The sequence below is a fragment of the Antarctobacter sp. genome (assembly GCF_965277915.1).
GTDB lineage: Bacteria > Pseudomonadota > Alphaproteobacteria > Rhodobacterales > Rhodobacteraceae > Antarctobacter.
On sequence record NZ_OZ255849.1, the window covers coordinates 2,119,086 to 2,142,003 of the forward strand.

Genomic DNA, 22,918 nt, shown 5'->3' on the forward strand with positions numbered 1-22,918 from the left:
TTAGCCCTGGGCGGCCTTGGCCACTTCGGCTGCGAAATCCTCTTCTTTCTTCTCGATGCCTTCACCGACCTGCAGGCGAACAAAGCCGACGATCTCTGCGCCGGCGTCCTTGGCGGCCTGCTCGACGGTCTTGTCGGTGTCCAGAGCGAAAGCCTGGCCCAGCAGCGTCACTTCGGCCATGAACTTCTTCATGCGGCCGACGATCATCTTTTCGATCACGGCGTCGGGCTTGCCCGATTCCTTGGCGATATCGATCTGGACCTGCTTTTCCTTCTCGACCACGGCCGGATCCAGCGAGGCTTCGTTCAGAGCGGCGGGGTTCATGGCCGCGATGTGCATGCCAACCTGCTTGCCGAACTCTTCCGAGCCGCCCTTCATGGCGACCAGAACGCCGATCTGGCCCATGCCGTCAGCGGCCGCGTTGTGGACATAGGCGGCCACGACGTCGCCTTCGACGGATGCCATGCGGCGCAGCGACATGTTCTCGCCGATCTTGGCGACAGCGTCGGTGATGCGTTCGTTGACGGCCTTGCCGCCCATGTCCGCGTCTTTCAGCGCCTCGACGTCCGCCACGTTCAGCGCGGTTTCGGCGATGCCGGCAACCATCTGCTGGAACTCGGCGTTCTTGGCAACGAAGTCGGTTTCCGAGTTGACCTCGACGGCCACGCCCTTGCCGCCGTCGACCTTGACGGCGACGAGGCCCTCTGCCGCGGTGCGGCCGGATTTCTTGGCCGCCTTGGCCAGGCCCTTGGTGCGGAGCCAGTCGATGGCCGCGTCAAAGTCGCCGTCCGTTTCGGTCAGCGCCTTCTTGGCGTCCATCATGCCTGCGCCGGTCATTTCGCGCAGTTCTTTCACCTGTTTTGCAGTGATCGCCATGTCTTGGCTCTCCTCATCGTCTCTTTGCAGGAGGTCGGGTGGCCCCGGCCGCCGGGGATCCCCCGGGCCTTGGCCACCCCTCATGTCACGGACCTGTATCGTTTTTGCGACACAGGCCCCGGGGATCAGCCCTCGGCGTTCTCGCCCGCGTCGGCCAGCAGTTCCTCGGCCGGTGCTTCCTCGAGCGCGCCCAGATCGACGCCTGCCGCTTCCATCTGGCCGGTCATGCCGTCCAGCGCAGCGCGGCTGACGAGATCACAGTACAGCGCGATGGCGCGGGCCGCGTCGTCGTTGCCGGGGATGATGTAGTCGACGCCCTCGGGCGAGCAGTTGGTGTCGACGACGGCCACAACCGGGATGCCCAGCTTGTTGGCTTCGGCAACGGCCAGTTGCTCTTTCTTGACGTCGATGACGAAAAGCATGTCCGGCACGCCGCCCATTTCGCGGATCCCGCCCAGCGATGCCTGCAGCTTGGCCTGGTCACGCTCCATGTTGAGGCGCTCTTTCTTGGTGAGGCCTTCGGCGCCACCTTCCATCTGCTCGTCGATCTCGCGCAGGCGGTTGATCGACTGCGACACGGTCTGCCAGTTGGTCAGCGTGCCGCCCAGCCAGCGGTGGTTCATGTAGTACTGTGCACATTTCTCGGCGGCTTCGGCGATCGGCTGGGCAGCCTGACGCTTGGTGCCGACGAACAGCACGCGGCCGTTCTTGGCCACACATTCGCGAATGGCGTTCAGGGCAGCGTCCAGCATCGGGACGGTCTGCGTCAGGTCCATGATGTGGATGCCGTTGCGCGCACCGTAGATGAACTCGCCCATGCGGGGGTTCCAGCGCTGCGTCTGGTGGCCAAAATGAACGCCAGCTTCCAGCAACTGACGCATGGTGAACTCGGGAAGAGCCATGCCTTCTATCCTTTCCGGTTTCAATCCTCGGCGGGGGATCAAGGCAACTGCCTCAACCGGTGGACCTTTGGGGATGTCTGTCCAATAGGCCCGCCCCCGCCTGCGGGGTTCGTGCCGCGCGCATTACAGCGGTTTCACAAGGGGCGCAAGGGGCAAAGGGCCCGGGTGGCCAAGGTCAGCGAAAGATCCCGTCCAGAAAGCCCCAACCGCTGTCATCCTCGATGGCGATGGGATCGGAATATCCGCCCGTCAGGTAGCCGGTAAACCCGTCGTCCACATCCATCTGGCGCAGGATCAGCGTGCCATATTCGGACGGCCAGCCGACGCTCAGGGCCCGTGCGCCGTCAGGCAAAGTGCCGGCAAGGAACAGCCGCGTTTCCCGAGGCAAAGAGACGTCCGCGACCTCGTCCACCTGGATCTCTGTCACGCGGAGGGGCACCGTTTTTCCGTCGACCCGGATCGTCACCCTGTCCAGAACGTCCCCGGTTTCCGCCTCGATCCGTTCCTTGAATTCCTCTGCGGGCAGCGCGCGCAACTGGTCGACGGCATCGGAACGGTCGGTCTCGTTGGTATCCTCGACACCTTCGAGGTCGATCCCGGCCAGGACCGGTTCCATGCTCATGCGCAGGACAAGCGTGATCCGGCCATCCGGTGTCTCAAGATCGGCGATTGCCGGACGCACCTCATGCGCCTCTACCGCGCCAAGCGGAACCACGAAGGCCAGAACTGTCAGAAAGCCGCGTATCACGGAATGCATCCTCACCTGCTGCACAGCAGATAAGATGACGCGTTCACTTCGCAGATCAAGCGGTCAGTGGCGAGGACGGAGAAAAGGACACCGCCCTGCCCTTTTGCATCACCCCAAAGCATAACCGGCGCCGCGCACCGTGCGCAGCGGATCGTTTCCGCCATGCTGGCACAACGCCTTGCGAAGGCGCCCGATATGAACATCCACGGTGCGGGTGTCGACATAGATGTCGCGCCCCCAGACCCGGTCAAGCAACTGTTCGCGCGACCAGACCCGGCCGGGCTTTTCCATGAATGTCGTCAGCAGACGGAATTCCGTCGGCCCCAGTTTCAGCGCCTTGTTGTCGCGCGTCACGCGGTGGGTTTCGCTGTCGAGCACGATGTCCTCGTATTCAAGGCGCAACCCGGCAGCGGCCGGACGCGCGCGCCGCAGCTGTGCGCGCACCCGAGCCATCAGTTCGATCACCGAGTAGGGTTTGACCACGTAGTCATCCGCCCCGGTTTCAAGCCCGCGCACCCGGTCCACTTCTTCGGACCGGGCCGAAAGCATGATGATCGGCACGCTGCGGGTGTCGGGACGGGTCTTGATCTGGCGACAGACCTCGATCCCCGAGACGTTGGGCAGCATCCAGTCCAGCACGATGATGTCCGGGCTTTCCTCGTCGATCAGCACCAGCGCTTCTTCACCGTTCTCGGCCCGCGCGACGCGGAACCCCTCGGCTTCGAGATTGTAGGTCAGGACCTCCCGTTGCGCGGCTTCGTCCTCGACCACCAGGACTGTCGGCTGATCTGCGGCCATGTGATCAATCTCCGTTCTAATCCGCATCCGGCGCCAGGGCGGCGTCGGTCGATGTGCGGTCCGCCTTTTCCCGAGGCTCTTCCGGCTTGCGGCCGGTGGTCAGGAAAACGACCTGCTCGGCGATCGAGGTCACATGGTCGCCCATGCGTTCGATGTTCTTGGCGATGAAATGCAGGTGCATGCAGGCGGTGATGTTGCGCGGATCTTCCAGCATGAACGTCAGGAATTCGCGGAACAGCGTGTTGTACATCTGGTCCACGTCCCGGTCGCGCTCGATCACGTCCTCGGCCAGGGCTACGTCGCGCTGGATATAGGCGTCGAGCGCGTCCTTGAGCATCAGTTCGACCTCGCGCGCCATGCGGCGCAACGAGGGCGCCGTGCCGCCGATGGCCTGCATCTGCACCAGCACGCCGGTCCGCTTGGCGATATTCTTGCTGAGGTCACCCATGCGTTCCAGGTTGGCCGACATGCGCATGACCGACAGGACGATGCGCAGGTCCGATGCGGTCGGCGCCCGCAAGGCGATCACCCGGGCCGCCTCTTCGTTCAGGCTTTCCTCCAGCGCGTCGATGGCGGCATCGTTGCGGCGCACCAGATCGGCCAGTTCCTCGTCGCGGGTCTCCAGCGACTTGGCGGATTGCATGATGGCGGCCTCGACAAGCCCCCCCATCTTCATGATCTGGGCCTGGATGCCTTCCAGATCGCGGTCGAAGGCGCTGGCGATATGTTGATTGAGGTCTGACATTAGCCGATCCGTCCCGTGATGTAGCTTTCCGTCCGGCTGTCCACCGGGTTGGTGAAAATCTTGCCGGTGTCGCCAAATTCCACGAGGTTCCCCAGGTGGAAGAAGGCGGTCTTCTGGCTGACGCGCGCGGCCTGCTGCATCGAGTGGGTCACGATGACGACCGAGTAGTCCTGCCGCAACTCGTCGATCAGTTCCTCGACCTGGCTGGTCGCGATCGGGTCAAGCGCCGAACAGGGTTCGTCCATCAGCAGGACCTCGGGTTCGGTGGCCACGGCGCGGGCGATGCACAGGCGCTGTTGCTGGCCGCCCGACAGGCCGGTGCCCGGCGCGTCCAGACGGTCCTTGACCTCGTCCCAGATGGCGCCGCGGCGCAGGCTTTTCTCGACGATCTCGTCGAGATCCGCCTTGGACTTGGCCAGCCCGTGAATGCGCGGGCCGTAGGCGATGTTGTCATAGATCGACTTCGGGAACGGGTTCGGCTTCTGGAAGACCATGCCGACCTTGGCGCGCAGTTGCACCGGGTCGACCCGTTTGTCGTAGATGTCCTCGCCGTCGATCATGATGTCACCTTCGACGCGGCAGACGTCGATGGTGTCGTTCATCCGGTTCAGGCAGCGCAGGAAGGTGGACTTGCCACAGCCAGACGGGCCGATGAAGGCTGTGACGGTCTTGTCCTCGATGTCACAGTCCACGTCTTTGATGGCATGGGTGGTGCCGTAATAGACCTGCACCTTGCGGGCGCTGATCTTGATGTCCTGCTGGTCCACGTCTCTCTCCGTATGCGGTGCGTCGTACATTGTTACTCTCCTAGATCCGCTGCCCGGGCCTTACCAGCGGCGCTCGAAACGGCGGCGCAGAATGATTGCGATGATGTTCATGGTCAGCAGGAAGATGAGCAGGATGATGATACCGCCCCAGGCCTTTTCGTAAAACGCCTGATCCGCGCGCGCAGCCCAGGTGTAGATCTGCGCGGGCATGGCCGAGTTCGGGTCGGTGAAGCCGCTGATGAACCCATCCGGATAACCGCGGGCGACAAAGCCCACCATGCCGATCAGCAAGAGCGGCGCGGTCTCTCCCAGCGCCTGCGCCAGGCCGATAATCGTGCCGGTCAGGATGCCGGGCATGGCCAGGGGCAGAACGTGGTGGAACACCGCCTGCATCTTGGAGGCGCCCACACCCAGCGCCGCGTCGCGGATCGAGGGCGGCACCGCCTTGAGCGAGGCGCGTGTCGAGATGATGATCGTCGGCAGGGTCATCAGCGTCAGGACCAGGCCACCGACCAGAGGTGCCGATTGCGGCAGGTGCATGAACTGGATGAAGACGGCCAGACCCAGGATGCCGAAGACGATCGACGGGACGGCTGCAAGGTTCGAGATGTTCACCTCGATCATGTCGGTCCAGCGGTTCTGCGGCGCGAATTCCTCGAGGTAGATCGAGGCCGCGACACCGATGGGCAGCGACAGCAACAGCACCACCAGCATCATGAAGAACGAGCCCACCACAGACGCCCCGATGCCTGCGCCCCCGGGGTTGTCCACGCCGGAATCCGCCCCGGTGATGAACCCCCAGTCGAACGCGGTGTGGATGATGCCGGCCTCGGCGAGAGCGTCCACGAGATCGAGATCGGCCAGCGTCAGGAAGCGGCTGTCCTGCAGGGTCTCGCGCTGCACGCGGCCCTTGAAATAGCCGTCCACGCGCGAGGCGGCGTTCAGCTTGAAAGCCACTTCCTCGCCCAGCTGATCGGGGTTTGCGGTGTAGTATTCCCGCAGCGTGCTGCCGATCTTGCCCATGATCCGTTCGATGGCCGCCTCGTCAAAGGCCACCTGCACATTCTCCGTCTCCAGCTTTTTCTGCAGGGCAGAGATGAAGTAGCCGGAATAGGCCTTGGTCTTGAACAGCTGGCCCTCGGCCTCGTCGAACTCTTCCTGCGTCAGGGTGAAATTGACGTCGACAACGGTCGTGGTGAAGGCCGGCAGGCCCGAGCGGACGATCGAGAATGCCAGAACGGCAAGAAAGAACAGGCCGGTGGCAATGGCGAGGATCCCGTAGGCCTGGAACCGTTTTTCCGCCGCGTTGCGCTTTTTCGTGCGCGCGTCTTCGCTCACCAGAGAGGTCTTGGCCCGGCGCGGCCGGGGCGTATCCATGCTTGCGTCGGTCATTAGTCGTACTGCTCCCGGTATTTGCGCACGATGTAGAGGGCGAAGACGTTCAGCCCCAGCGTCATGATGAAGAGGGTCATCCCCAGGGCGAAAGCCACCAGAGCCTCGGGCGAGGCAAAGTCGCTGTCGCCGGTCAGCTGGCTGACGATCTTGGCGGTCACGGTGGTCATTGCCTCGAAGGGGTTGAGGCTGAGCCGGGCGGCGGCCCCTGCCCCCAGAACCACGATCATGGTTTCACCGATGGCGCGCGAGGTTGCCAGAAGCACGGCCCCCACGATGCCCGGCAAGGCGGCGGGCAGGATCACCTGCTTGATGGTCTCGGACTTGGTTGCGCCCAACCCGTAAGAACCGTCACGCATCGCTTGCGGAACCGCGTTGATGATGTCGTCGCTGAGCGAACTGACGAAGGGGATCAGCATGATGCCCATGGCCAGGCCCGCAGTGATCACCGCACGCTGGCCACCCATCCAGCCGGTCCCGTCGGGGCCGAAGACGCTCAGCAGCATCGGGCCGATGGTCAGCAGAGCAAAAAGACCGTAGACGATGGTCGGGATTCCGGCCAGCACCTCGAGCATCGGTTTGGCAAAGCTGCGCACCGGCTTCGAAGCGTATTCCGACAGGTAGACGGCTGCAAAAAGGCCGATCGGCACCGCCACGATCAGCGCGACCAGCGAAATGTACAAGGTCCCCCAGAGCAGCGGCAGAACCCCCAGGCTGGACGCGCCGCCCCGGCCGGAAAAGCTGGGCGCCCATTCCAGTAAGGTGAAGAACTCGCTGGCGGGATAAAGGCGGAAGAACTCGATGGTATTGCCGATCAGCGAAAACAGGATGCCGACTGTGGTCAAGACCGCGATCGAGGCGGCCGCGATCAGCAGCGCCATGACACCTTTTTCGACCGAGTTGCGGGCGCGGAACGCCTTGTGCGTCTCCTTGAGACCCCAGAACGCGCCCAGAAGCGCGACCAGGATCACCGCGCCGGTCATGACCATGTTGCCGGTGCCGTTGACGATGCGGTATTTCTGCGCGGCGCGCAGGACCGGCTGCGTGATCTGGTTGGTCACGACTTGGTTGGCGTCTTTCAGACGCTGCGTGACATCGGTGAAATCGGCACGCGCGTTGCGCGCGAATTCCTCTGTCATCACACCGGCTGCCACCGCGTTGTCGAGCCCCTCGGCGGTGCGGCGCACCTCGGACAGTACCAGTCCGCGGCTCGAACCCTCGGGGATGTCGCTGGCCGGGATCATGCCGGAAATCACGTTGGTGACGTAGAATGGCTGGGCCACGAGCCAGACGACCAACAGCAAGCAGGCCGGAACGACGGCCTTCAGCGCCACGTTCGACCCGTAGTAGGTCGGCAGCGAATGCAGGTGACGGCGGTCGCCCCCGGCGCTTTGCAACGCGCGGCCACGGCCGAGGAAATACCCCGCCGCCGCCAGCGCGAGCACGATCACGATGAGCCAGAAAACAGGCATGTGCCCCCCGAAGTCAGGTATGATTGAAAAGGTCCTAAAAGCAGTGGGGGCGGCGGAATATGCCGCCCCCGCAGGCGTCAGGTGAAATCGACCCTCGAAGGGGTGATTACATGCCTTCGCCCATCACGACTTCGTCGGCGACCATCTGCTGGGTCTTGGCCAGTTCGGGGTCGGACACCAGGCCGTAGTTGGCGAGCGGGCCGGAGGGGCCTGCCAGCTCGTCAGCGACGAAGAACTGGGCGTATTCCTTGAGGCCGGGGATCACGCCGATGTGGGCCTTCTTGACGTAGAAGTACAGCGGGCGCGACACCGGGTACTCGCCCGACGCGATGGTCTCGGTCGAGGGCATGACGCCGGCCATGGTGGCGACTTTCAGCTTGTCGGTGTTGTTCTCGTAGAACGCCAGGCCGAACACGCCGATGCCGTGTGCGTTGGCGTCGATCGAGGCGAGGGTCTCGGTGTAGTCACCGTCGATGTCGACCGAACGGCCGTCGGTGCGAACCTCGAGGCAAGCGTCTTCGGCGTCGTCCTCGGACATGCCGGCCGCGATCATCGCGTCGTGGGCGCCGGTCATCTCGCAGCCAACCGCGATCACCTTCTCTTCGAACACTTCACGGGTGCCGTGCTTGGTGCCCGGGATGAAGGCCAGAATCTCGGCGTCCGGCAGATCGGCGTTGAAGTCCGACCACTTGGTGTAGGGGTTGTCGACCAGCTCGCCGTCGACCATGACCTTCGGCGCCAGGGCGTTGAAGATGTCTGCCTGGGTGAAGGCGTTGTAGGCCGGGCCGTCCTGCTGCGAGGCAAAGACGATGCCGTCATAGCCGATGCGGACTTCGATGATGTCGGTCACACCGTTTTCGGCGCAGGCCTTGATTTCCTTTTCGCGGATCTTGCGCGACGCGTTGGCCACGTCGGTGTGCTCGGTGCCGACACCCTGGCAGAAACGCTTCAGGCCAGCCGAGGAGCCGCCGGATTCAACAACCGGGGTCGGGAAGTCAGTGTTGGCACCAAAGGCTTCGGCCACGATCGAGGCGTAGGGCAGAACGGTCGAGGAACCGGCCACCTGGATGTTGTCACGGGCAGCAGCGGCGGTTGCCGAGACAGCTGCGATCGCCATGGCGGAGGCGGTCAGTTTAGCGAATTTCATGGATAGCTCCCTGAACTTAGGAATCAGTCATCCCCACGATGACCTTGGCCCGGACCGCTAAAGGCCCCGCGCTATGGTTTTGTGACGCTTCGGTAACAGTTTTATGACACCCGCCATTTGAGGCCGATCAACCCCCTGTCAGGGCTGACGAATCGAACCCACCCGGCGGATCGGCAGCAAAGGCAACAGGCCGGACCCGACGTCAGCAAGGACCAAGCGACGCAAGCTACTGTTACATTCGGCGCCATCGAAAAGGCCCCCCGAATCGAAACGGAGGGCCGTATGGGCGGGAACTGTCGGGCCAGGTCAGCCCACGGGCAGGATGATCGTAAAGCGGGTGCCTTGCCACTTTTTGCTGTCGATCCGGAGCCGTCCGCGGTGTCGGTTGACGATATGCTTGACGATCGCCAGCCCCAGGCCCGTGCCGCCCATCTCGCGTGAGCGGTGGTTGTCGACCCGGTAAAACCGTTCGGTCAGCCGCGGCAGATGGATAGGATCGATCCCCGGGCCGCTGTCCTCGACGACCAGCGTCACGCCCTGCCCCTGCAGGCGCGAAACATAGTCAGCGGCCGACAGGCGCACCGTGACCGTCGTGCCTTCCCCGCTGTACTTGATGCCGTTTTCGATCAGGTTGGTCAGGACCTGGCGCAACTGGTCCTCATCCCCGGGCACCATCACTCGCCGCCCCTCTGGCAGATCATGGGCCAGGGTCACACCGTTGTCCTCTGCCATCGGCGTCAGCCCCTGGATGGTCGAAATCACCAGTTCCGCCAGGTCCAGCCGAGAGGTCGGGCGCACGCGCTCTTCGGCCTCGACCCGGCTCAGGGACAGCAGATCGCCGACAAGGCGGTTCATCCGGTGGGCCTCGGCCTCCATGATGTCGAGGAATCTCTGCTGCCCGGCAGGATCGTTGCGAGCCGGTCCCTTCAGGGTTTCGATGAACCCGATCAGAGCGGTCAGCGGCGTGCGCAGTTCATGGCTGACGTTGGCGACGAAATCGCGCCGCATCTGCACCAGTTGATGCGCATGGGTCACGTCCTCGAACGAGACCATGACACCGCCGCCGGTGGGCAGGTTCACCGCACGCACGGACACGCGAAAGGTGGTGTCCTGACGACCGTCGTTGCCAAGGTAGTCGGTGGCACGCGGCGCCCCGTCGCGCAGGCAGTTCTCGATGGCGTCCAGCAATTGCGGCTGGCGCAGCGCCGTCAGGAAATGCCGCCCGCCGATGCCCGCGCCCAACAAGGCGCGGGCCGGTTCGTTCGCCGCCTCGATACGTTCGTCGCTGCGGATCACCAGGGCGGGCATCGGCACCGCGTCGACAAAACCGGCGACGAAGTCGGACATCAGGCGGCGCCCCGTGCCGCGGCAAGCCCGTCAGCGAAACAGGCGATCAGGGCGTCAGGGTCTTCAAGGCCAACGGAGACGCGGAAGAACCCTTCGGACACACCCATCTTTGCGCGCGCCTCGGGTGTCAGGGCCCGGTGCGAGGACGATGCGGGATGCGACAGCGTGGTGCCCACGTCGCCCAGCGTGGGCGCAAAGGCGATGCCGCTGGCGGCTTCGGCAAAGGCATTGGCCGCTGCACGCCCGCCGTCGATTTCAAAGCTGACCATGTGACCGCCCTGCCCCTTGAGCAGCGATTGCGCACGCGCTGCCTCGGGGTGATCGGGCCGGGTGGGATACAACACGCGCGTCACGCCCTCGGCGCCGGAAAGGTAATCCGCCAGGCGTTGCGATGTGTCCTGCGCGCGTGCATAGCGCAGCGCAAAGGTCGCAAGACCCCGTTCGGCCAGCCAGCAATCAAAGGGGCTGGGCGTCATGCCCGTGGTGACGGCAAAGATGCGCATCCGCTCGGCCAGTTCCGGGTCTTTTGCCGCGACCCACCCAAGGGTGGCGTCGGAGTGGCCGGCCAGCAGCTTGGTCACCGAATGCAGAACGATGTCGGCGCCATGCTCGAAGGGCCGGATGCCCAGAGGCGTGGTGAAGGTATTGTCCACCACCAGCAGCACGCCATGTTCCGCGCAGACCTCTGCCACGGCGTCCAGGTCCGCAATGCGGATGGTCGGGTTTGAGACCACTTCGATCAGCACCATTCGGGTTTCCGGGCGGATCGCCTCGGCCACTGCGGTCGCGTCGGTGGCATCCACCAGCGTGGTCGCGATCCCAAGGCGCGGCAGATCCTCGGCCATCATGCGCAACGACCGGCCATACAGTTGATCTGCACCGATCACATGGTCGCCGGTCTTGCACAGGCCCAGCAGGACCGCGCTGACCGCCGCCATGCCAGAGCCGACCACAAGCCCCCCGCTGGCCCCTTCGAGCGCATCGATACGCTGCGCCAGGATATCCGCATTCGGGTGCCCCTCACGCGCGTAGGTATAGCCGGTTTCGCGGCCCTCGTACTGGGAGTCGAGTTCATCCGGAGAGGTCGATGCATAAACCACCGAAGGTGCAATCGGAGAAATCACCGGCGTCGAGAGAGATGCGGGCCAACCGGCCGGACGTTGCAGGGTTTTTTTCATGTGTGGTGGTTCCTTTTGTCTGCGCCGACGCTGCTTAGCCCATCGTCCCGGCGTCGTCGATAGTCCCGGAGAGCCATCTCCGTTCGACGCAGCGACAAGAATGCAGTCCAGATTTCATCCGCGCTGTCCCGAGCCGGAACAGACCGTTGCGTCGAAGGCGTGTCAGGACCGCCGGACGGGCCGTCGTGCGGATGGCCCCCGCACACCGATCGACCCCGTCTTTGCGCCGACCGCTCTTCAGACCGGTTTCAGGCCCGCGGCGAAACGTACCGCGTTGGCCTGGTAGCCAAGGGCGGATTTCTTCAGACCCTCGATGGCTGCCTCGTCCAGTTGACGAACAACCTTGCCCGGCATCCCCATCACCAGGCTGCCGTCGGGGATTTCCTTGCCTTCGGTCACGAGAGCGCCGGCACCGATCAGGCAATTCCGCCCGATCTTGGCGCCGTTGAGGATCGTCGCCCCCATGCCGATCAGCGTGTTGTCCCCGATGGTACAGCCGTGCAGCATGACCTTGTGCCCGATGGTGCAGCCCTTCCCGATCACCAGCGGATACCCCATGTCGGTGTGACAGACAGTGTTCTCCTGCAGGTTCGATCCTTCGCCGACACGGATTTCCTCGTTGTCGCCGCGCAGCGTGCAGCCGAACCAGACCGAGGATTTCGCCTCCATCACCACCTTGCCGATCAGGTTGGCATCCGGCGCGACCCAAGCGTCCGAGGCCAGTTCCGGGGCGATCCCGTCCAATGCGTACAGCGTCATGACAGTTCCTCGAATTCGGTTTGCAGGTGGCGGACGTGTTCAACCAGCGCAGGCTGTTGCGAGCGCCGCAGGCGGGTTGCGGTGACGATTGTCTTCAGACGGTCGAAGGTGGCGTCCAGATCATCGTTGACCAACACGAAGTCATAGCCATCCCAATGGCTGATCTCGTCCCAGCTTTTCTGCATCCGCTTGGCGATCACATCCGGCGCATCCTGTCCCCGGCTGACCAGCCGGCGGTGCAGTTCCTCGATCGACGGCGGCAGGATGAAGACCGACAGCGTATGCTGGCCAAGCGCAGAGTTGCGGATCTGCTGCGCCCCCTGCCAGTCGATATCGAACAGCACGTCGCAGCCCTGTCCGATCGCCTCTTCGACGGGTGCGCGGGGGCTGCCGTAGAAATTGCCGAACACATGCGCGTGTTCCAGCATGCCCTGCTCGGCGACCGACCGCTTGAAGCTTTCCTCGGTCATGAAATGGTAATGCTCGCCATCCACCTCGCCGGGGCGCGGCTTGCGCGTTGTGGCAGAGACCGAAAACCGCAACGACGGGTCCCAGTCCAGCAGGCGCCGCGAGAGCGTGGATTTCCCCGCCCCCGAGGGCGAGGAGAGGATGATGAGCAAACCGCGGCGGTTCGTGTCGGGGGTCATGGTCAGGATCACTCTACGTTCTGGACCTGCTCGCGCATCTGGTCGATCACGGTCTTCAGCGCCAGGCCCGCGCGCGTCAACTGCGTGTCGCCGGATTTCGAACAGAGCGTGTTGGCCTCGCGGTTGAACTCCTGCATCAGGAAATCGAACTTGCGTCCCACGGCCCCCTTGACCTCCAGCAGTTCGCGGGCGGCGGCGATATGGGCACGCAGCCGGTCGATTTCCTCGGTTATGTCGGATTTCACCGCGATCAGGGCCAGTTCCTGTGCCAGGCGCGCCTCGTCGACGCCATCGGCATTTTCGGTCACGCGACGCAACTGTTCTCTCAGGCGCTCGGTCTGATGCGGCTGGCGTTCGGCCACGGCTGTCTCGGCCTCGTCCACCAGTTCCGCGATCTCGTCCAATTGCTGGGTCAGGATACGGGCAAGCGCGCTGCCTTCCGACCGGCGCATGGCGACAAAGCTGTTCAGCGCCAGGTCGAAGTCCGCCAGCAGCTCGGTGCACAGCGCCTTCGGGTCCGCCTCGGGCACCTCGGCAGTCAGCACGCCGCGCAGGGCCACGATCTCTGCCGCGGTTGACGGCGCCAGTGACAGCCCCTTGTCCATCGCGTCGCTTTCGATCCGCTGCATCGCGGCCAGGACGGCGGCCAACTGCGCCTCGTCGACGCGCAGCCCGCCCTCGGTCTCTTCTGCGGCCAGCTTCAGCGAGATCTGCACGTTCCCGCGTTTCAGCCGTTCCGCGCAGCGTGCCCGAACGCCGGCCTCCAGCCCTTCGATCCCGTCCGGAATGCGCAGTCGCAGGTCCAGCCCCTTGCCGTTGACCCCGCGCAATTCCCATGTCCAGCTGCGGCCAAAACCCTGGCCATTCTGGCTGGCGAAGCCCGTCATGGATTGCCGCATCTCGCCTCTCCCCTCGTATTGCCAAAGGGGGTATCGGCAGACGCGTCCGGGCGCAAGCACCCTGCCGGTTCGTTAACCTTCGGTTTGGAAATAGGACGAATTTGAGGCGAACCTCTGCTAGTAATGATTTCGTAACCTTGATTAAGCAGGCTTGGTGGCAGGGGGCCCGCCATGCTGCACCGGACGACAGGAAATTTGGCATGTTGGGCAAAGGCGGAAGTGGCGAGGACGTCGTTTCAATGACGGATCGGGAAAAGATGCGGCGGCTGGCGCCACTGCGGCAGGTCGAGGCCTATTGGCACGGCCTTTGCGCCCGCGATGCCGTGCCGCTGCGCAGCCAGATCGACCCGCGCGGCATGGAGGACGCGCTGGAAAGCGCATTCCTGATGGAACGTATCGCGCCCACGATGGCAAAGATCCGCGTGGCAGGCACGCATCTCAACGACCTGATGGGCATGCAGATCGCCGGGATGCCCCTGTCCAGCCTGATCGCGCCCTCGGACCGCGAACGTTTTGGCCAGGCGGTGGCAGAGCTTTTCGCCGGCCCCTGTATCGTCCGTATCGACCTCACCGCCGAAGGCGGGTTCGGCAAGCCGGACATGGAGGCCAACATGGTGCTTCTTCCGCTGCGCTCGGATTTCGGCGACCAGACCCGCGCGCTGGGCGCACTTGTCAGCCACGGCCGGATCGGGCGTACGCCGCGTCGCTTCGTGCTGCGCCATGTCGAGGTGACACCGGCCCTGACCGGAAAGGATGTCGTCCCGGCGCAGCGCCCCAAGGAAATCGAGCCGAGCTTGCGCGAGGACCCCGCACGTTTTGCCCCCCGGGCCAGCGAACCGAATGAAAGCACGCGCGCACCGATCACGGAACGCGGCCACCTCAAGCTGATAGTCAAGAACGACTGAGACGGGCCGTCATCGCCCGCGGGACGCCCCGAAACACGAAGTGGCCCAAGTGAAAACGCCCCCGCAGTTTCCTGCGGGGGCGTTCCTCATTGCGGGGCCATCAGCCTTCTCAGGCGCTGGCCGCTTCCTTTGCCTTTTCGCGACGCGCGACCAGTTCCTCGGCCACGAGGAAGGCAAGTTCCAGCGACTGCGAGGCGTTCAGGCGCGGGTCGCAGGCGGTGTGGTAGCGATCCGACAGGTCCTCTTCGGTCACTTCGCGGACACCGCCGGTGCATTCGGTCACGTCGAGACCGGTCATTTCGAAATGCACACCGCCCGGGGTCGTGCCCTCGGCCTCGTGAATCGAGAAGAACTCGCGCACTTCGCGCAGGATCGAGTCGAAGGGCCGCGTCTTGTAGCCGGTGGCCGACTTGATGACATTGCCGTGCATCGGGTCGCAGACCCAGGTCACGTTGGCGCCTTCTTCCTGGACCGCCTTGATGAGGCGCGGCAGGTTCTCGCCGACCTTGCCTGCACCGAAACGCGCGATCAGGGTCAGCTTGCCTTCCTCGTTCGTCGGGTTCAGGCGTTGCATCAACACCTTGAGATCCTCGGCAGTGGTCGTCGGGCCGCACTTGAGTCCCACGGGGTTCAGCACGCCGCGAGCAAATTCCACATGCGCGCCATCCGGCTGCCGCGTGCGGTCGCCGATCCAGATCATGTGGCCGGACCCAGCCAGCCAGTTGCCCGAGGTCGAATCTCGGCGGCAAAGCGCCTCTTCGTATTCCAGCAGCAATGCCTCGTGCGAGGTGTAGAACTCTACCATCGACAGGGTGTGCGCCTGGGCCCCGGTCACGCCGGCCGCCTTGATGAAGTCCAGCGTGTCGGAAATCCGACCGGCCATCTCGCGGTACTTGGAGGCCTTCTCACCCTCGGTAAAGCCGAGCGTCCACTGGTGCACCTGGTGCACATCGGCGTAACCGCCGGTCGAGAAAGCCCGCAGCAGGTTCAGCGTGGCGGCCGCCTGGGTGTAGGCCCGCAGCATCTTAGACGGATCGGGGATCCGGGCCTCGGGCGTGAAGTCCAGTTCGTTGATGATGTCGCCGCGGTAGCTGGGCAGTTCGACGCCATCCTTGACCTCGGTGGGCGCGGAGCGCGGCTTGGCGAACTGACCCGCCATGCGACCCACCTTCACCACCGGGACCTTGGCGCCATAGGTCAGGACCATCGCCATCTGCAGCATCACCTTGAAGGTGTCGCGGATCGCATCGGCAGAGAACTGGTCAAAGCTCTCGGCGCAATCGCCGCCCTGCAGCAGGAAGGCCTCGCCACGGCCGGCGGCGGCCAGGTGGCTCTTGAGCGTGCGCGCCTCACCGGCAAAGACCAGCGGCGGATACTTGGCCAACTGCGCCTCTACGGCATGCAGGGCCTCGGCGTCCGTATACTCGGGCATCTGAACCCGCGGCTTGGCACGCCAGTTCGTTTTCTGCCACTCGGTCATCTGTTTTCTCCGGTTGATCGTTTTCGAGCGCTAACGGAGAGGCTGTATACTCTGCGGCACTTCGCGTGACCAGCCGTGTTTTTCGCGACATGTCTTGACGCTGCTGATCACATCTGCCCATGTGCTTCGACAGATCTGCGGTCCGGCTGCCGCAGCACGATCAAGAAGGTGGCATCTCATGTTTCCCCCGCCTCAGCGCCAGGTCATCGAACTTGATACGGTTCCGGCCAAGCCTCGCCGTTTCGTCTTCGTCCTCCTCGACAATTTCACTCTGCTGTCCTTTGCCGCGGCGCTGGATTGCCTGCGCCTTGCCAACCGCATGTCGCAGAAGAACCTGTATGAATGGCGCGTCGTCAGCGAAGGCGGTGAAACGGCCAGCTGCTCCACCGATACGGTCTTTCAGCTCGACGGCGGCCTTGACGAGTTGCACCGCGAAGACACCATCGTGATCTGCGGAGGCTCGGACGTGCAGAAGGCGACCTCGAAACGCCTTCTCAGCTGGTTGCGCCGCGAGGCCCGCAAGGGGCTGGTGATCGGAGGGCTTTGCACCGCTGCCTATACCCTGGCGAAGGCCGGGCTGCTGGATGGCAAGCGGGCGACGATTCACTGGGAGAACCAGGACAGTTTCGCGGAAGAGTTCGACGAGGTGGAGCTGACCAAGTCGGTCTTTACCATCGACGGCAACCGGCTCACCACGGCGGGCGGCACGTCGTCCATCGACCTTTTCCTGCAGATCATCGCCAATGACCACGGCGAAGAACTGGCCACGGCAGTGGCAGACCAACAGATCTATTCCTCGATCCGCACCGACCAGGACACCCAGCGGCTGAGCGTGCCGACCCGCATCGGCGTTCGGCACCCCAAGCTGAGCCAGGTCATCCAGATGATGGAAAGCAACATCGAGGAACCAATCAGCCCATCGGTGCTGGCCAAGGAAGTCGGCATGTCCACGCGCCAGCTTGAACGGCTGTTCCGGCGCTACCTCAACCGCTCGCCCAAGCGCTACTACATGGAATTGCGCCTGCAGAAGGCCCGGAACCTGCTGATGCAGACGGAAATGAGCGTGATCAACGTGGCGCTGGCCTGCGGCTTTGCCTCGCCTTCGCATTTCTCGAAATGCTACCGCGCGCATTACAAGACGACCCCGTACCGGGAACGCGGCGCCCAGTCCTCGCGCCTGTCGGTGTGATCCGGACCGCGCGCCTGCTGTTGCGGCGTGCGCGGCCAACGGACCTGGAGCCGTTGCACGCCGTGCTGTCGTATCCGCGCGCCATGCGGTATTGGGCGCACCCCGCACATGACGACATCACGCAAACGCTGGGCTATCTGCAAGGCCTCATGCACGACCGTCCCGACAACTTTGACCTGGTGATCGAATATCAGGGCCGATGCATCGGCAAGGCGGGCATGTGGCAGGCGCCGGACTTTGGCTACATCCTGCATCCCGACCACTGGGGCAAAGGGCTGGCCTTCGAGGCCCTCTCGGTGCTCTTGCCGGAACTGGTCCGGCAACGGCCGGATCTGTCAAAGCTGACCGCCGAGATCGACCCGCGCAATGCCGCTTCTGCCCGGTTGCTGGAGAAACTCGGATTCACCCACCTGAGAACCGAGGAAAAGAACTTTCTCTACGGTGGATGGGAATGGTGCGACAGCGCCTACTACGAACGCGACCTGACCTGATTCACATTTGTTTCTCAAAGAAAACATCCGGATACGGATCGTCATTGAAGCGCGGAATTTCGCTCCACCCGGAATTTCGGTAAAAGCGCACCGCCTCCGGCAGCGCGCTGTTGGTGTCCAGTCGCAGCGTCCTGATCCCCAGCCCTCGCGCCTCGTCCTCGATGGCCTGCATCAGAAGGCCGGCCAGTCCCATGCGCCTCGCCGAAGGCGCGACCCAGACACGTTTGACCTCGGCATACCCCTTGTCCGTGCCCTTCAACCCGGCACAGCCGATTGCCAGGCCGTCCAGAACCGCCAGCAGGAAGGCGCCGCGCGGTGGTTCCATGTCCCGCGCTTCGGGATCGGCGGATAAGTTGACGTCAAACCCGCCTGAAAACCGCTCGGCAAGCTCTGCGTAGTAGGTGGCAAGACAATGCTGCGCGCGCGGGTCCGAAGGCGGCACGCGCTGGATTGCGGTCCGATCGAATCCCAACGCCGTGGCGACAAGATCCATCGCCTGCAAGAGCGCCTCGGGATGGGGATGTCGGGACAGGATCGCCCCCGCCTGCGCGTCAGAGAGTGCCTCGTATGCCGCGAATTCCGTCTTCCCGGCAGGGGTCAGTTGGGCTTGTCGACGGCGTGCATCACTGACTGACGCCGTGACCGTGACCAGCCCCTCGTCCTCCAGCCCCCGCAGAAGGCGGCTCATCAGGCCGGAATCGAGCTTGAGGTGCGCCCGGATCTCTGCCACGTCCGACACCCCGTTGCCGATTGCATGCAGAACCCGTGCAGGACCAAGCGGACGCCCTCGGCCCAGGAAAGAGGAATCAAGCGCCCCGACCTCGGAGGTCACGGCGCGATGAAAACGGCGGGTGCGGGCGATGGCGTCGATGGTCATGCAGGCCTCGATATTTTTTCTGACTTTTGTCAGTCAAATGACCCACCGTCCAGACGAAAAACAGCCCCGAAGGTCATCCGGGGCCGTCTCTTCTTGGACTATCGCGAAGAACTTCAGCCGTCCGAGGACGGCACCATCCGGTAAAGTGCCCCGTTTCCGACGCTGAGGAACCAAAGCGCACCGTCCGGCCCTTGGTCCACGTCACGGACCCGCAGGGTTTCATCGCTCTCGATCCGTTCGACTTCGGCCAGAGGGTCGCCGGACAAGCGCGAGATGTAGTCGAACTTCAACGATCCGATGAACGCGTTTCCGGACCAGTCCGGCACGTTCCCGTCGTAAAAGGTCATACCCGAGGGCGCGATAGACGGATCCCAGTAGTAGACCGGCTGCGCCATCCCCTCTTTCTGCGTACCCTCGCCGATCTTGCTGCCATTGTAATTGACGCCGTAAGATATCACCGGCCAGCCATAGTTCGTACCGGCCGCGATCCGGTTCACTTCGTCGCCGCCGCGGGCCCCATGTTCCACGGCCCAAAGCTGGCCCGAGCCATCCAAGGCCGCGCCCTGCGGGTTGCGATGGCCAAAGGACCAGATCTCGGGCAGTGCCCCCTCCGCATCCACGAACGGATTGCCCGGCGCCGGGGCCCCGTCGCGTGTAATGCGCAACACCGAGCCATTGTGCATCGAGAGGTCCTGCGCCTTGGGGCCATCGCCCCGATCGCCCACGGTCACAAAGAGATGCCCGTCCTCGGCCTCGACAAGGCGCGAGCCGAAATGGCGTCCGCCGCGCGTGCCCTCGGCGATCTCGAAGATCGTCTCACCCTCCTCCAGCCGGGCGCCGTCCTCGGACAGGCGGGCTTTGAACACGGCTGTTCCGGCGCCCTGACCCTGCTTGCGCGCGTAGGTAAAGAAGACCTCGCGGCTGGTCTCGAAATCACGAGGGACCATGACGTCCAGGAGGCCACCCTGACCGCTGTCCACGACGTCCGGCGTCCCATCGACCACCGTCGAGCTGCCATCTTTGATCCGCAGGAGTCGCCCCCCGCGCTCGGTGACGAGGATGGTGCCGTCCGGCAGAAAATCGAAGGCCCAGGGAATGTCCAGCCCCTCGACCACGGGAAGGATTTCCATCGGCCCGGCCTCTGTCTGGATCGGCGAGGCCGGAAGGACACCCCCCAAGCCGATCACGCCACCCGCCAGGATTGCCACCAGTGAATTCCGTTTCATTGCGCTACTCCGTTTGCCCAAGGCGTGAACCCCCGGACAGGCTTTTGGTTCCGGGGGGCGGCAGAGCCAGACTGACTTGGCGTCCGCCTCCCGGCGTTCGGCGCGTGGGGCCTTTTCTTTTCGGAAAACGATGCTTAGGCTTCCGCCAGGACATCAAGATCCAACATGGGAGTTATCAAATGAAGAAATTGCTGATGGCCACGACGGCTGCCGCTCTGACCGCTTCGGCCGCCTATGCCGAAAGCCACGCGAGCGAAGCCAAGATCGGTATCATCCTCGGTTTCACTGGTCCGATCGAATCCATCACGCCGGCGATGGCCGATGCAGCCGAACTGGCGCTTTCCGAAGTCAACGACTCGGGCAAGTTCCTGGACGGTGTCATGCTGGCCCCTGCCCGCGCGGACTCCACCTGCATCGATGCCGCAGCGGCCACCGCAGCGGCTGAACGCCTTGTCTCCGAAGGCGTCGTGGGCATCATGGGCGCCGACTGTTCCGGTGTGACCGGCGCGATCCTGTCGAACGTGGCCGTGCCGAACGGCATCCCGATGGTCTCGCCCTCGGCGACCTCGCCGGCACTCTCGACCGCCGAAGACAACGGCCTGTTCTTCCGCACCGCCCCGTCGGACGCACGCCAGGGCGCCGTTATCGCGGAAATCCTTGCTGAAAAGGGCATCACCGAAGTCGCGGTGACCTACACCAACAACGACTACGGCAAGGGCCTGGCAGATGCCTTCGCATCGGCCTTTGACGGAACCGTGACGCTTTCCGCGCCGCATGACGACGGCAAGGCAGACTATTCGGCCGAGATCGGCGCGCTGGCCTCGGCCGGTGGCGAGGCCCTCATGGTCTTCGGCTACACCGACCAGGGTGGCAAAGGGATCATCCAGGCTTCCTACGACACCGGTGCATTTGACACCTATGTCATGGCCGACGGCATGTTCGGGTCCAACCTGTTCTCGGAGCTATCCGACGCACTGGAAGGCTCCTACGGTACCGTGCCCTGGGCGACCGGCGCGGGCGCAGAAGCCTTCGAGACGATCACCGCAGCTGCCGGTGTCGACCCAACCAGTTCCTTCACCCGCGAGTCCTATGACGCCGCGGCGCTGATGGCGCTGGCGATGATGAAGGGCGGCGCCGCCACCTCCGACGCCATCGCAGCCAACCTGCTGGACGTGGCCAACGCCCCGGGCGAGCCGATCCTGCCGGGTGAACTGGCCAAGGCGCTGGAGATCCTCGCCGAAGGTGGCGAGGTCGACTATGTCGGCGCCTCGGGTGTCGAACTGATCGGCCCGGGTGAAGCCGCCGGGACCTACCGCCATTACACCATCACCGGTGGTGCCGCGGAAACCGTCGAGTTCAAGTAACCGACACCATGCAAAAGAGCAGCTGGGCCAGTCCCAGCTGCTCTTCCTGCTTTACGGGGGTGCCGTTCGCGGCACCGCCTTTCGGGGGCTATCCAATTGATAAAGGTGGACAACCTGCACCGGCATTTCGGTGCGTTCCGGGCCGTTGACGGTGCCTCGCTCGAGATTGCCACGGGATCGATCACCGGGCTTGTGGGACCGAACGGCGCGGGCAAGACGACGCTCTTCAACGTGATCGCGGGCGCCCTGCCGCCGACCAGCGGCACCGTCACGATGGACGGTGAGGACATCACCGGCCTGCCGCCGCACGAACTGTTCCACAAGGGCTTGCTGCGCACCTTCCAGATCGCACATGAATTCCACTCGATGACCTGCCGCGAGAACCTGATGATGGTGCCGGGCGGACAATCGGGCGAGACGTTGTGGAACACCTGGTTCGGGCGCAAACGCATCGCCGACGAGGAACGCGCCCTGCGGGCGAAGGCCGACGAGGTGCTCGACTTCCTGACCATCTCGCACCTCGCCGATCACCCGGCAGGCGCGGTCTCCGGTGGCCAGAAAAAGCTGCTGGAACTTGGCCGAACCATGATGGTCGACGCCAAGATCGTCTTCCTCGACGAGGTTGGCGCCGGGGTGAACCGGACCCTCCTGAACACAATCGCGGACACCATCGTTCGGCTCAACAAGGAGCGAGATTACACCTTCTGCGTGATCGAGCACGACATGGATTTCATCGGACGCATCTGCGACCCGGTCATCGTCATGGCCGAAGGCAAGAAGCTGGCCGAGGGCACGCTGGACGAGATCAAGGCCAACGAGCATGTGATCGAGGCCTATCTGGGCACCGGGCTCAAGAACAAGGACCAGGTGGCAACCGTATGAGCGACAACCCATACCAGAACGACCGCGGCAACAAGGACGCCTCGATCACCCGGCCCGGCAAACCCAGCGAGATCGACTCGACCAAGCGTTCGGGGCCCATGACGGAAGCGCCCGGCGGGCCATACCTTATCGGCGACACGATGACCGGCGGCTATGGCAAGGGCCCCGATATCCTGCACGATTGCACCATTGCCGTGGACAAGGGCGAGATCGCGGTCATCGTCGGCCCCAACGGCGCGGGCAAATCGACCGCGATGAAGGCCGTTTTCGGCATGCTGGACGTGCGTTCGGGCGCGGTTCGGCTGGACGGGCACGACATCACCCAGTTGACCCCGCAGGACCGTGTGGCGCAGGGCATGGGGTTTGTGCCTCAGACCTCCAACATCTTCACCTCGATGACCGTCGAGGAAAACCTGGAGATGGGCGCCTTCATCCGTCTGGATGATTTCACCAGCACGATGGAACAGGTCTACGAACTGTTTCCCATCCTCAAGGAAAAGCGCCGCCAGCCGGCGGGCGAACTGTCGGGCGGTCAGCGTCAGCAAGTGGCCGTGGGCCGTGCTCTGATGACCCAACCCAAGGTGCTGATGCTGGACGAACCCACCGCCGGTGTCTCGCCCATCGTGATGGACGAACTGTTCGACCGGATCATCGAGGTGGCCCGCACCGGCATTTCGATCCTCATGGTGGAGCAGAACGCACGCCAGGCACTGGAGATCGCCGACAAGGGCTATGTCCTCGTGCAGGGGCGCAACGCCTATACCGGGACAGGCAAGGAACTGCTGGCCGATCCCGAGGTGCGCAAGAGCTTTCTGGGGGGCTGAGGC

23 protein-coding genes are annotated in these 22,918 nt (G+C 64.0%); 6 read left to right on the forward strand and 17 right to left on the reverse strand.

The features are described from left to right. From tsf to ACQY5B_RS11225, 14 genes are all read right to left on the reverse strand, one after another. Nucleotides 1-876, reverse strand: a complete 876-nt coding sequence (tsf, locus tag ACQY5B_RS11160) for a translation elongation factor Ts (protein ID WP_305971412.1) — start codon at nucleotides 874-876, stop codon at nucleotides 1-3. A gap of 125 nt (nucleotides 877-1,001) precedes the next feature. Then, a complete protein-coding gene (rpsB, locus tag ACQY5B_RS11165) occupies nucleotides 1,002-1,778 on the reverse strand; it encodes a 30S ribosomal protein S2 (RefSeq protein WP_305971411.1) in 777 nt (258 codons plus the stop codon). A 175-nt stretch (nucleotides 1,779-1,953) separates the two neighbouring features. Then, entirely contained in the window at nucleotides 1,954-2,526 is a 573-nt protein-coding gene (locus ACQY5B_RS11170) for a hypothetical protein (protein ID WP_420325221.1), read from the reverse strand. A 108-nt stretch (nucleotides 2,527-2,634) separates the two neighbouring features. Beyond that, the gene (phoB, locus tag ACQY5B_RS11175) at nucleotides 2,635-3,324 is read right to left on the reverse strand and encodes a phosphate regulon transcriptional regulator PhoB (protein ID WP_305971409.1); all 690 of its coding nucleotides are present in this window, start codon (nucleotides 3,322-3,324) and stop codon (nucleotides 2,635-2,637) included. 16 nt (nucleotides 3,325-3,340) lie between these two features. Continuing rightward, nucleotides 3,341-4,069: a phosphate signaling complex protein PhoU gene (gene phoU / locus ACQY5B_RS11180; RefSeq protein WP_420325220.1), complete on the reverse strand. Its 729-nt coding sequence runs from the start codon at nucleotides 4,067-4,069 to the stop codon at nucleotides 3,341-3,343. Then, nucleotides 4,069-4,866 (reverse strand): phosphate ABC transporter ATP-binding protein PstB, encoded by a 798-nt coding sequence (gene pstB / locus ACQY5B_RS11185; protein WP_305971407.1) that lies wholly within the window; start codon nucleotides 4,864-4,866, stop codon nucleotides 4,069-4,071. Before pstB ends, phoU begins: the two co-directional genes overlap by 1 nt. A 30-nt stretch (nucleotides 4,867-4,896) precedes the next feature. After that, nucleotides 4,897-6,228, reverse strand: a complete 1,332-nt coding sequence (gene pstA / locus ACQY5B_RS11190) for a phosphate ABC transporter permease PstA (RefSeq protein ID WP_305971406.1) — start codon at nucleotides 6,226-6,228, stop codon at nucleotides 4,897-4,899. Beyond that, entirely contained in the window at nucleotides 6,228-7,700 is a 1,473-nt protein-coding gene (gene pstC / locus ACQY5B_RS11195) for a phosphate ABC transporter permease subunit PstC (protein ID WP_420325219.1), read from the reverse strand. The genes pstA and pstC overlap by 1 nt, the downstream gene beginning before the upstream one ends. Before the next feature lie 106 nt (nucleotides 7,701-7,806). Next, the gene (locus tag ACQY5B_RS11200; RefSeq protein WP_305971404.1) at nucleotides 7,807-8,847 is read right to left on the reverse strand and encodes a substrate-binding domain-containing protein; all 1,041 of its coding nucleotides are present in this window, start codon (nucleotides 8,845-8,847) and stop codon (nucleotides 7,807-7,809) included. A 306-nt stretch (nucleotides 8,848-9,153) separates the two neighbouring features. Further along, nucleotides 9,154-10,194, reverse strand: coding sequence for an ATP-binding protein (locus tag ACQY5B_RS11205; protein WP_420325218.1), 1,041 nt, complete (start codon nucleotides 10,192-10,194; stop codon nucleotides 9,154-9,156). Then, a complete protein-coding gene (locus ACQY5B_RS11210) occupies nucleotides 10,194-11,372 on the reverse strand; it encodes a trans-sulfuration enzyme family protein (RefSeq protein ID WP_420325217.1) in 1,179 nt (392 codons plus the stop codon). The genes ACQY5B_RS11205 and ACQY5B_RS11210 overlap by 1 nt, the downstream gene beginning before the upstream one ends. Nucleotides 11,373-11,609: 237 nt before the next feature. Next, nucleotides 11,610-12,131: a gamma carbonic anhydrase family protein gene (locus ACQY5B_RS11215; protein WP_420325216.1), complete on the reverse strand. Its 522-nt coding sequence runs from the start codon at nucleotides 12,129-12,131 to the stop codon at nucleotides 11,610-11,612. Beyond that, a complete protein-coding gene (gene gmk, locus ACQY5B_RS11220; RefSeq protein ID WP_420328660.1) occupies nucleotides 12,128-12,778 on the reverse strand; it encodes a guanylate kinase in 651 nt (216 codons plus the stop codon). Before gmk ends, ACQY5B_RS11215 begins: the two co-directional genes overlap by 4 nt. 8 nt (nucleotides 12,779-12,786) lie before the next feature. Then, entirely contained in the window at nucleotides 12,787-13,677 is an 891-nt protein-coding gene (locus tag ACQY5B_RS11225) for a YicC/YloC family endoribonuclease (RefSeq protein ID WP_421917664.1), read from the reverse strand. 239 nt (nucleotides 13,678-13,916) lie between these two features. Here ACQY5B_RS11225 and ACQY5B_RS11230 point away from each other — a divergent pair, with 239 nt between their 5' ends. Next, entirely contained in the window at nucleotides 13,917-14,582 is a 666-nt protein-coding gene (locus tag ACQY5B_RS11230; RefSeq protein WP_420325214.1) for a PAS domain-containing protein, read from the forward strand. A gap of 109 nt (nucleotides 14,583-14,691) precedes the next feature. On the opposite strand, the gene ACQY5B_RS11235 is transcribed toward ACQY5B_RS11230, so the two are convergent. Then, entirely contained in the window at nucleotides 14,692-16,062 is a 1,371-nt protein-coding gene (locus tag ACQY5B_RS11235) for a class II 3-deoxy-7-phosphoheptulonate synthase (protein ID WP_420325213.1), read from the reverse strand. 178 nt (nucleotides 16,063-16,240) lie between these two features. On the opposite strand from ACQY5B_RS11235, the gene ACQY5B_RS11240 reads away from it, so the two are divergent. Both ACQY5B_RS11240 and ACQY5B_RS11245 read left to right on the forward strand, forming a co-directional pair. Next, nucleotides 16,241-17,251: a GlxA family transcriptional regulator gene (locus ACQY5B_RS11240; protein ID WP_420325212.1), complete on the forward strand. Its 1,011-nt coding sequence runs from the start codon at nucleotides 16,241-16,243 to the stop codon at nucleotides 17,249-17,251. Next, nucleotides 17,248-17,742 carry a GNAT family N-acetyltransferase gene (locus ACQY5B_RS11245; protein WP_420325211.1) on the forward strand — a complete coding sequence of 165 codons (495 nt, stop codon included), beginning with the start codon at nucleotides 17,248-17,250 and terminating at the stop codon, nucleotides 17,740-17,742. The genes ACQY5B_RS11240 and ACQY5B_RS11245 overlap by 4 nt, the downstream gene beginning before the upstream one ends. Before the next feature lies 1 nt (nucleotide 17,743). On the opposite strand, the gene ACQY5B_RS11250 is transcribed toward ACQY5B_RS11245, so the two are convergent. Then, nucleotides 17,744-18,619 (reverse strand): bifunctional helix-turn-helix transcriptional regulator/GNAT family N-acetyltransferase, encoded by an 876-nt coding sequence (locus ACQY5B_RS11250; RefSeq protein WP_420325210.1) that lies wholly within the window; start codon nucleotides 18,617-18,619, stop codon nucleotides 17,744-17,746. A gap of 113 nt (nucleotides 18,620-18,732) precedes the next feature. After that, on the reverse strand, nucleotides 18,733-19,845 hold the full coding sequence (locus ACQY5B_RS11255; protein WP_420325209.1) for a PQQ-dependent sugar dehydrogenase: 1,113 nt from the start codon (nucleotides 19,843-19,845) through the stop codon (nucleotides 18,733-18,735). A gap of 179 nt (nucleotides 19,846-20,024) precedes the next feature. Between ACQY5B_RS11255 and ACQY5B_RS11260 the strand changes: the two genes are divergently transcribed. The 3 genes from ACQY5B_RS11260 to ACQY5B_RS11270 all read left to right on the forward strand — a co-directional run bounded on the left by ACQY5B_RS11260 (nucleotide 20,025) and on the right by ACQY5B_RS11270 (nucleotide 22,915). Continuing rightward, on the forward strand, nucleotides 20,025-21,209 hold the full coding sequence (locus tag ACQY5B_RS11260; RefSeq protein ID WP_420325208.1) for an ABC transporter substrate-binding protein: 1,185 nt from the start codon (nucleotides 20,025-20,027) through the stop codon (nucleotides 21,207-21,209). Between the two features lie 96 nt (nucleotides 21,210-21,305). Continuing rightward, nucleotides 21,306-22,091 (forward strand): ABC transporter ATP-binding protein, encoded by a 786-nt coding sequence (locus ACQY5B_RS11265; protein WP_305971392.1) that lies wholly within the window; start codon nucleotides 21,306-21,308, stop codon nucleotides 22,089-22,091. Then, a complete protein-coding gene (locus ACQY5B_RS11270) occupies nucleotides 22,088-22,915 on the forward strand; it encodes an ABC transporter ATP-binding protein (RefSeq protein ID WP_305971391.1) in 828 nt (275 codons plus the stop codon). Before ACQY5B_RS11265 ends, ACQY5B_RS11270 begins: the two co-directional genes overlap by 4 nt. The last annotated feature ends 3 nt before the right edge of the window (nucleotides 22,916-22,918 follow it).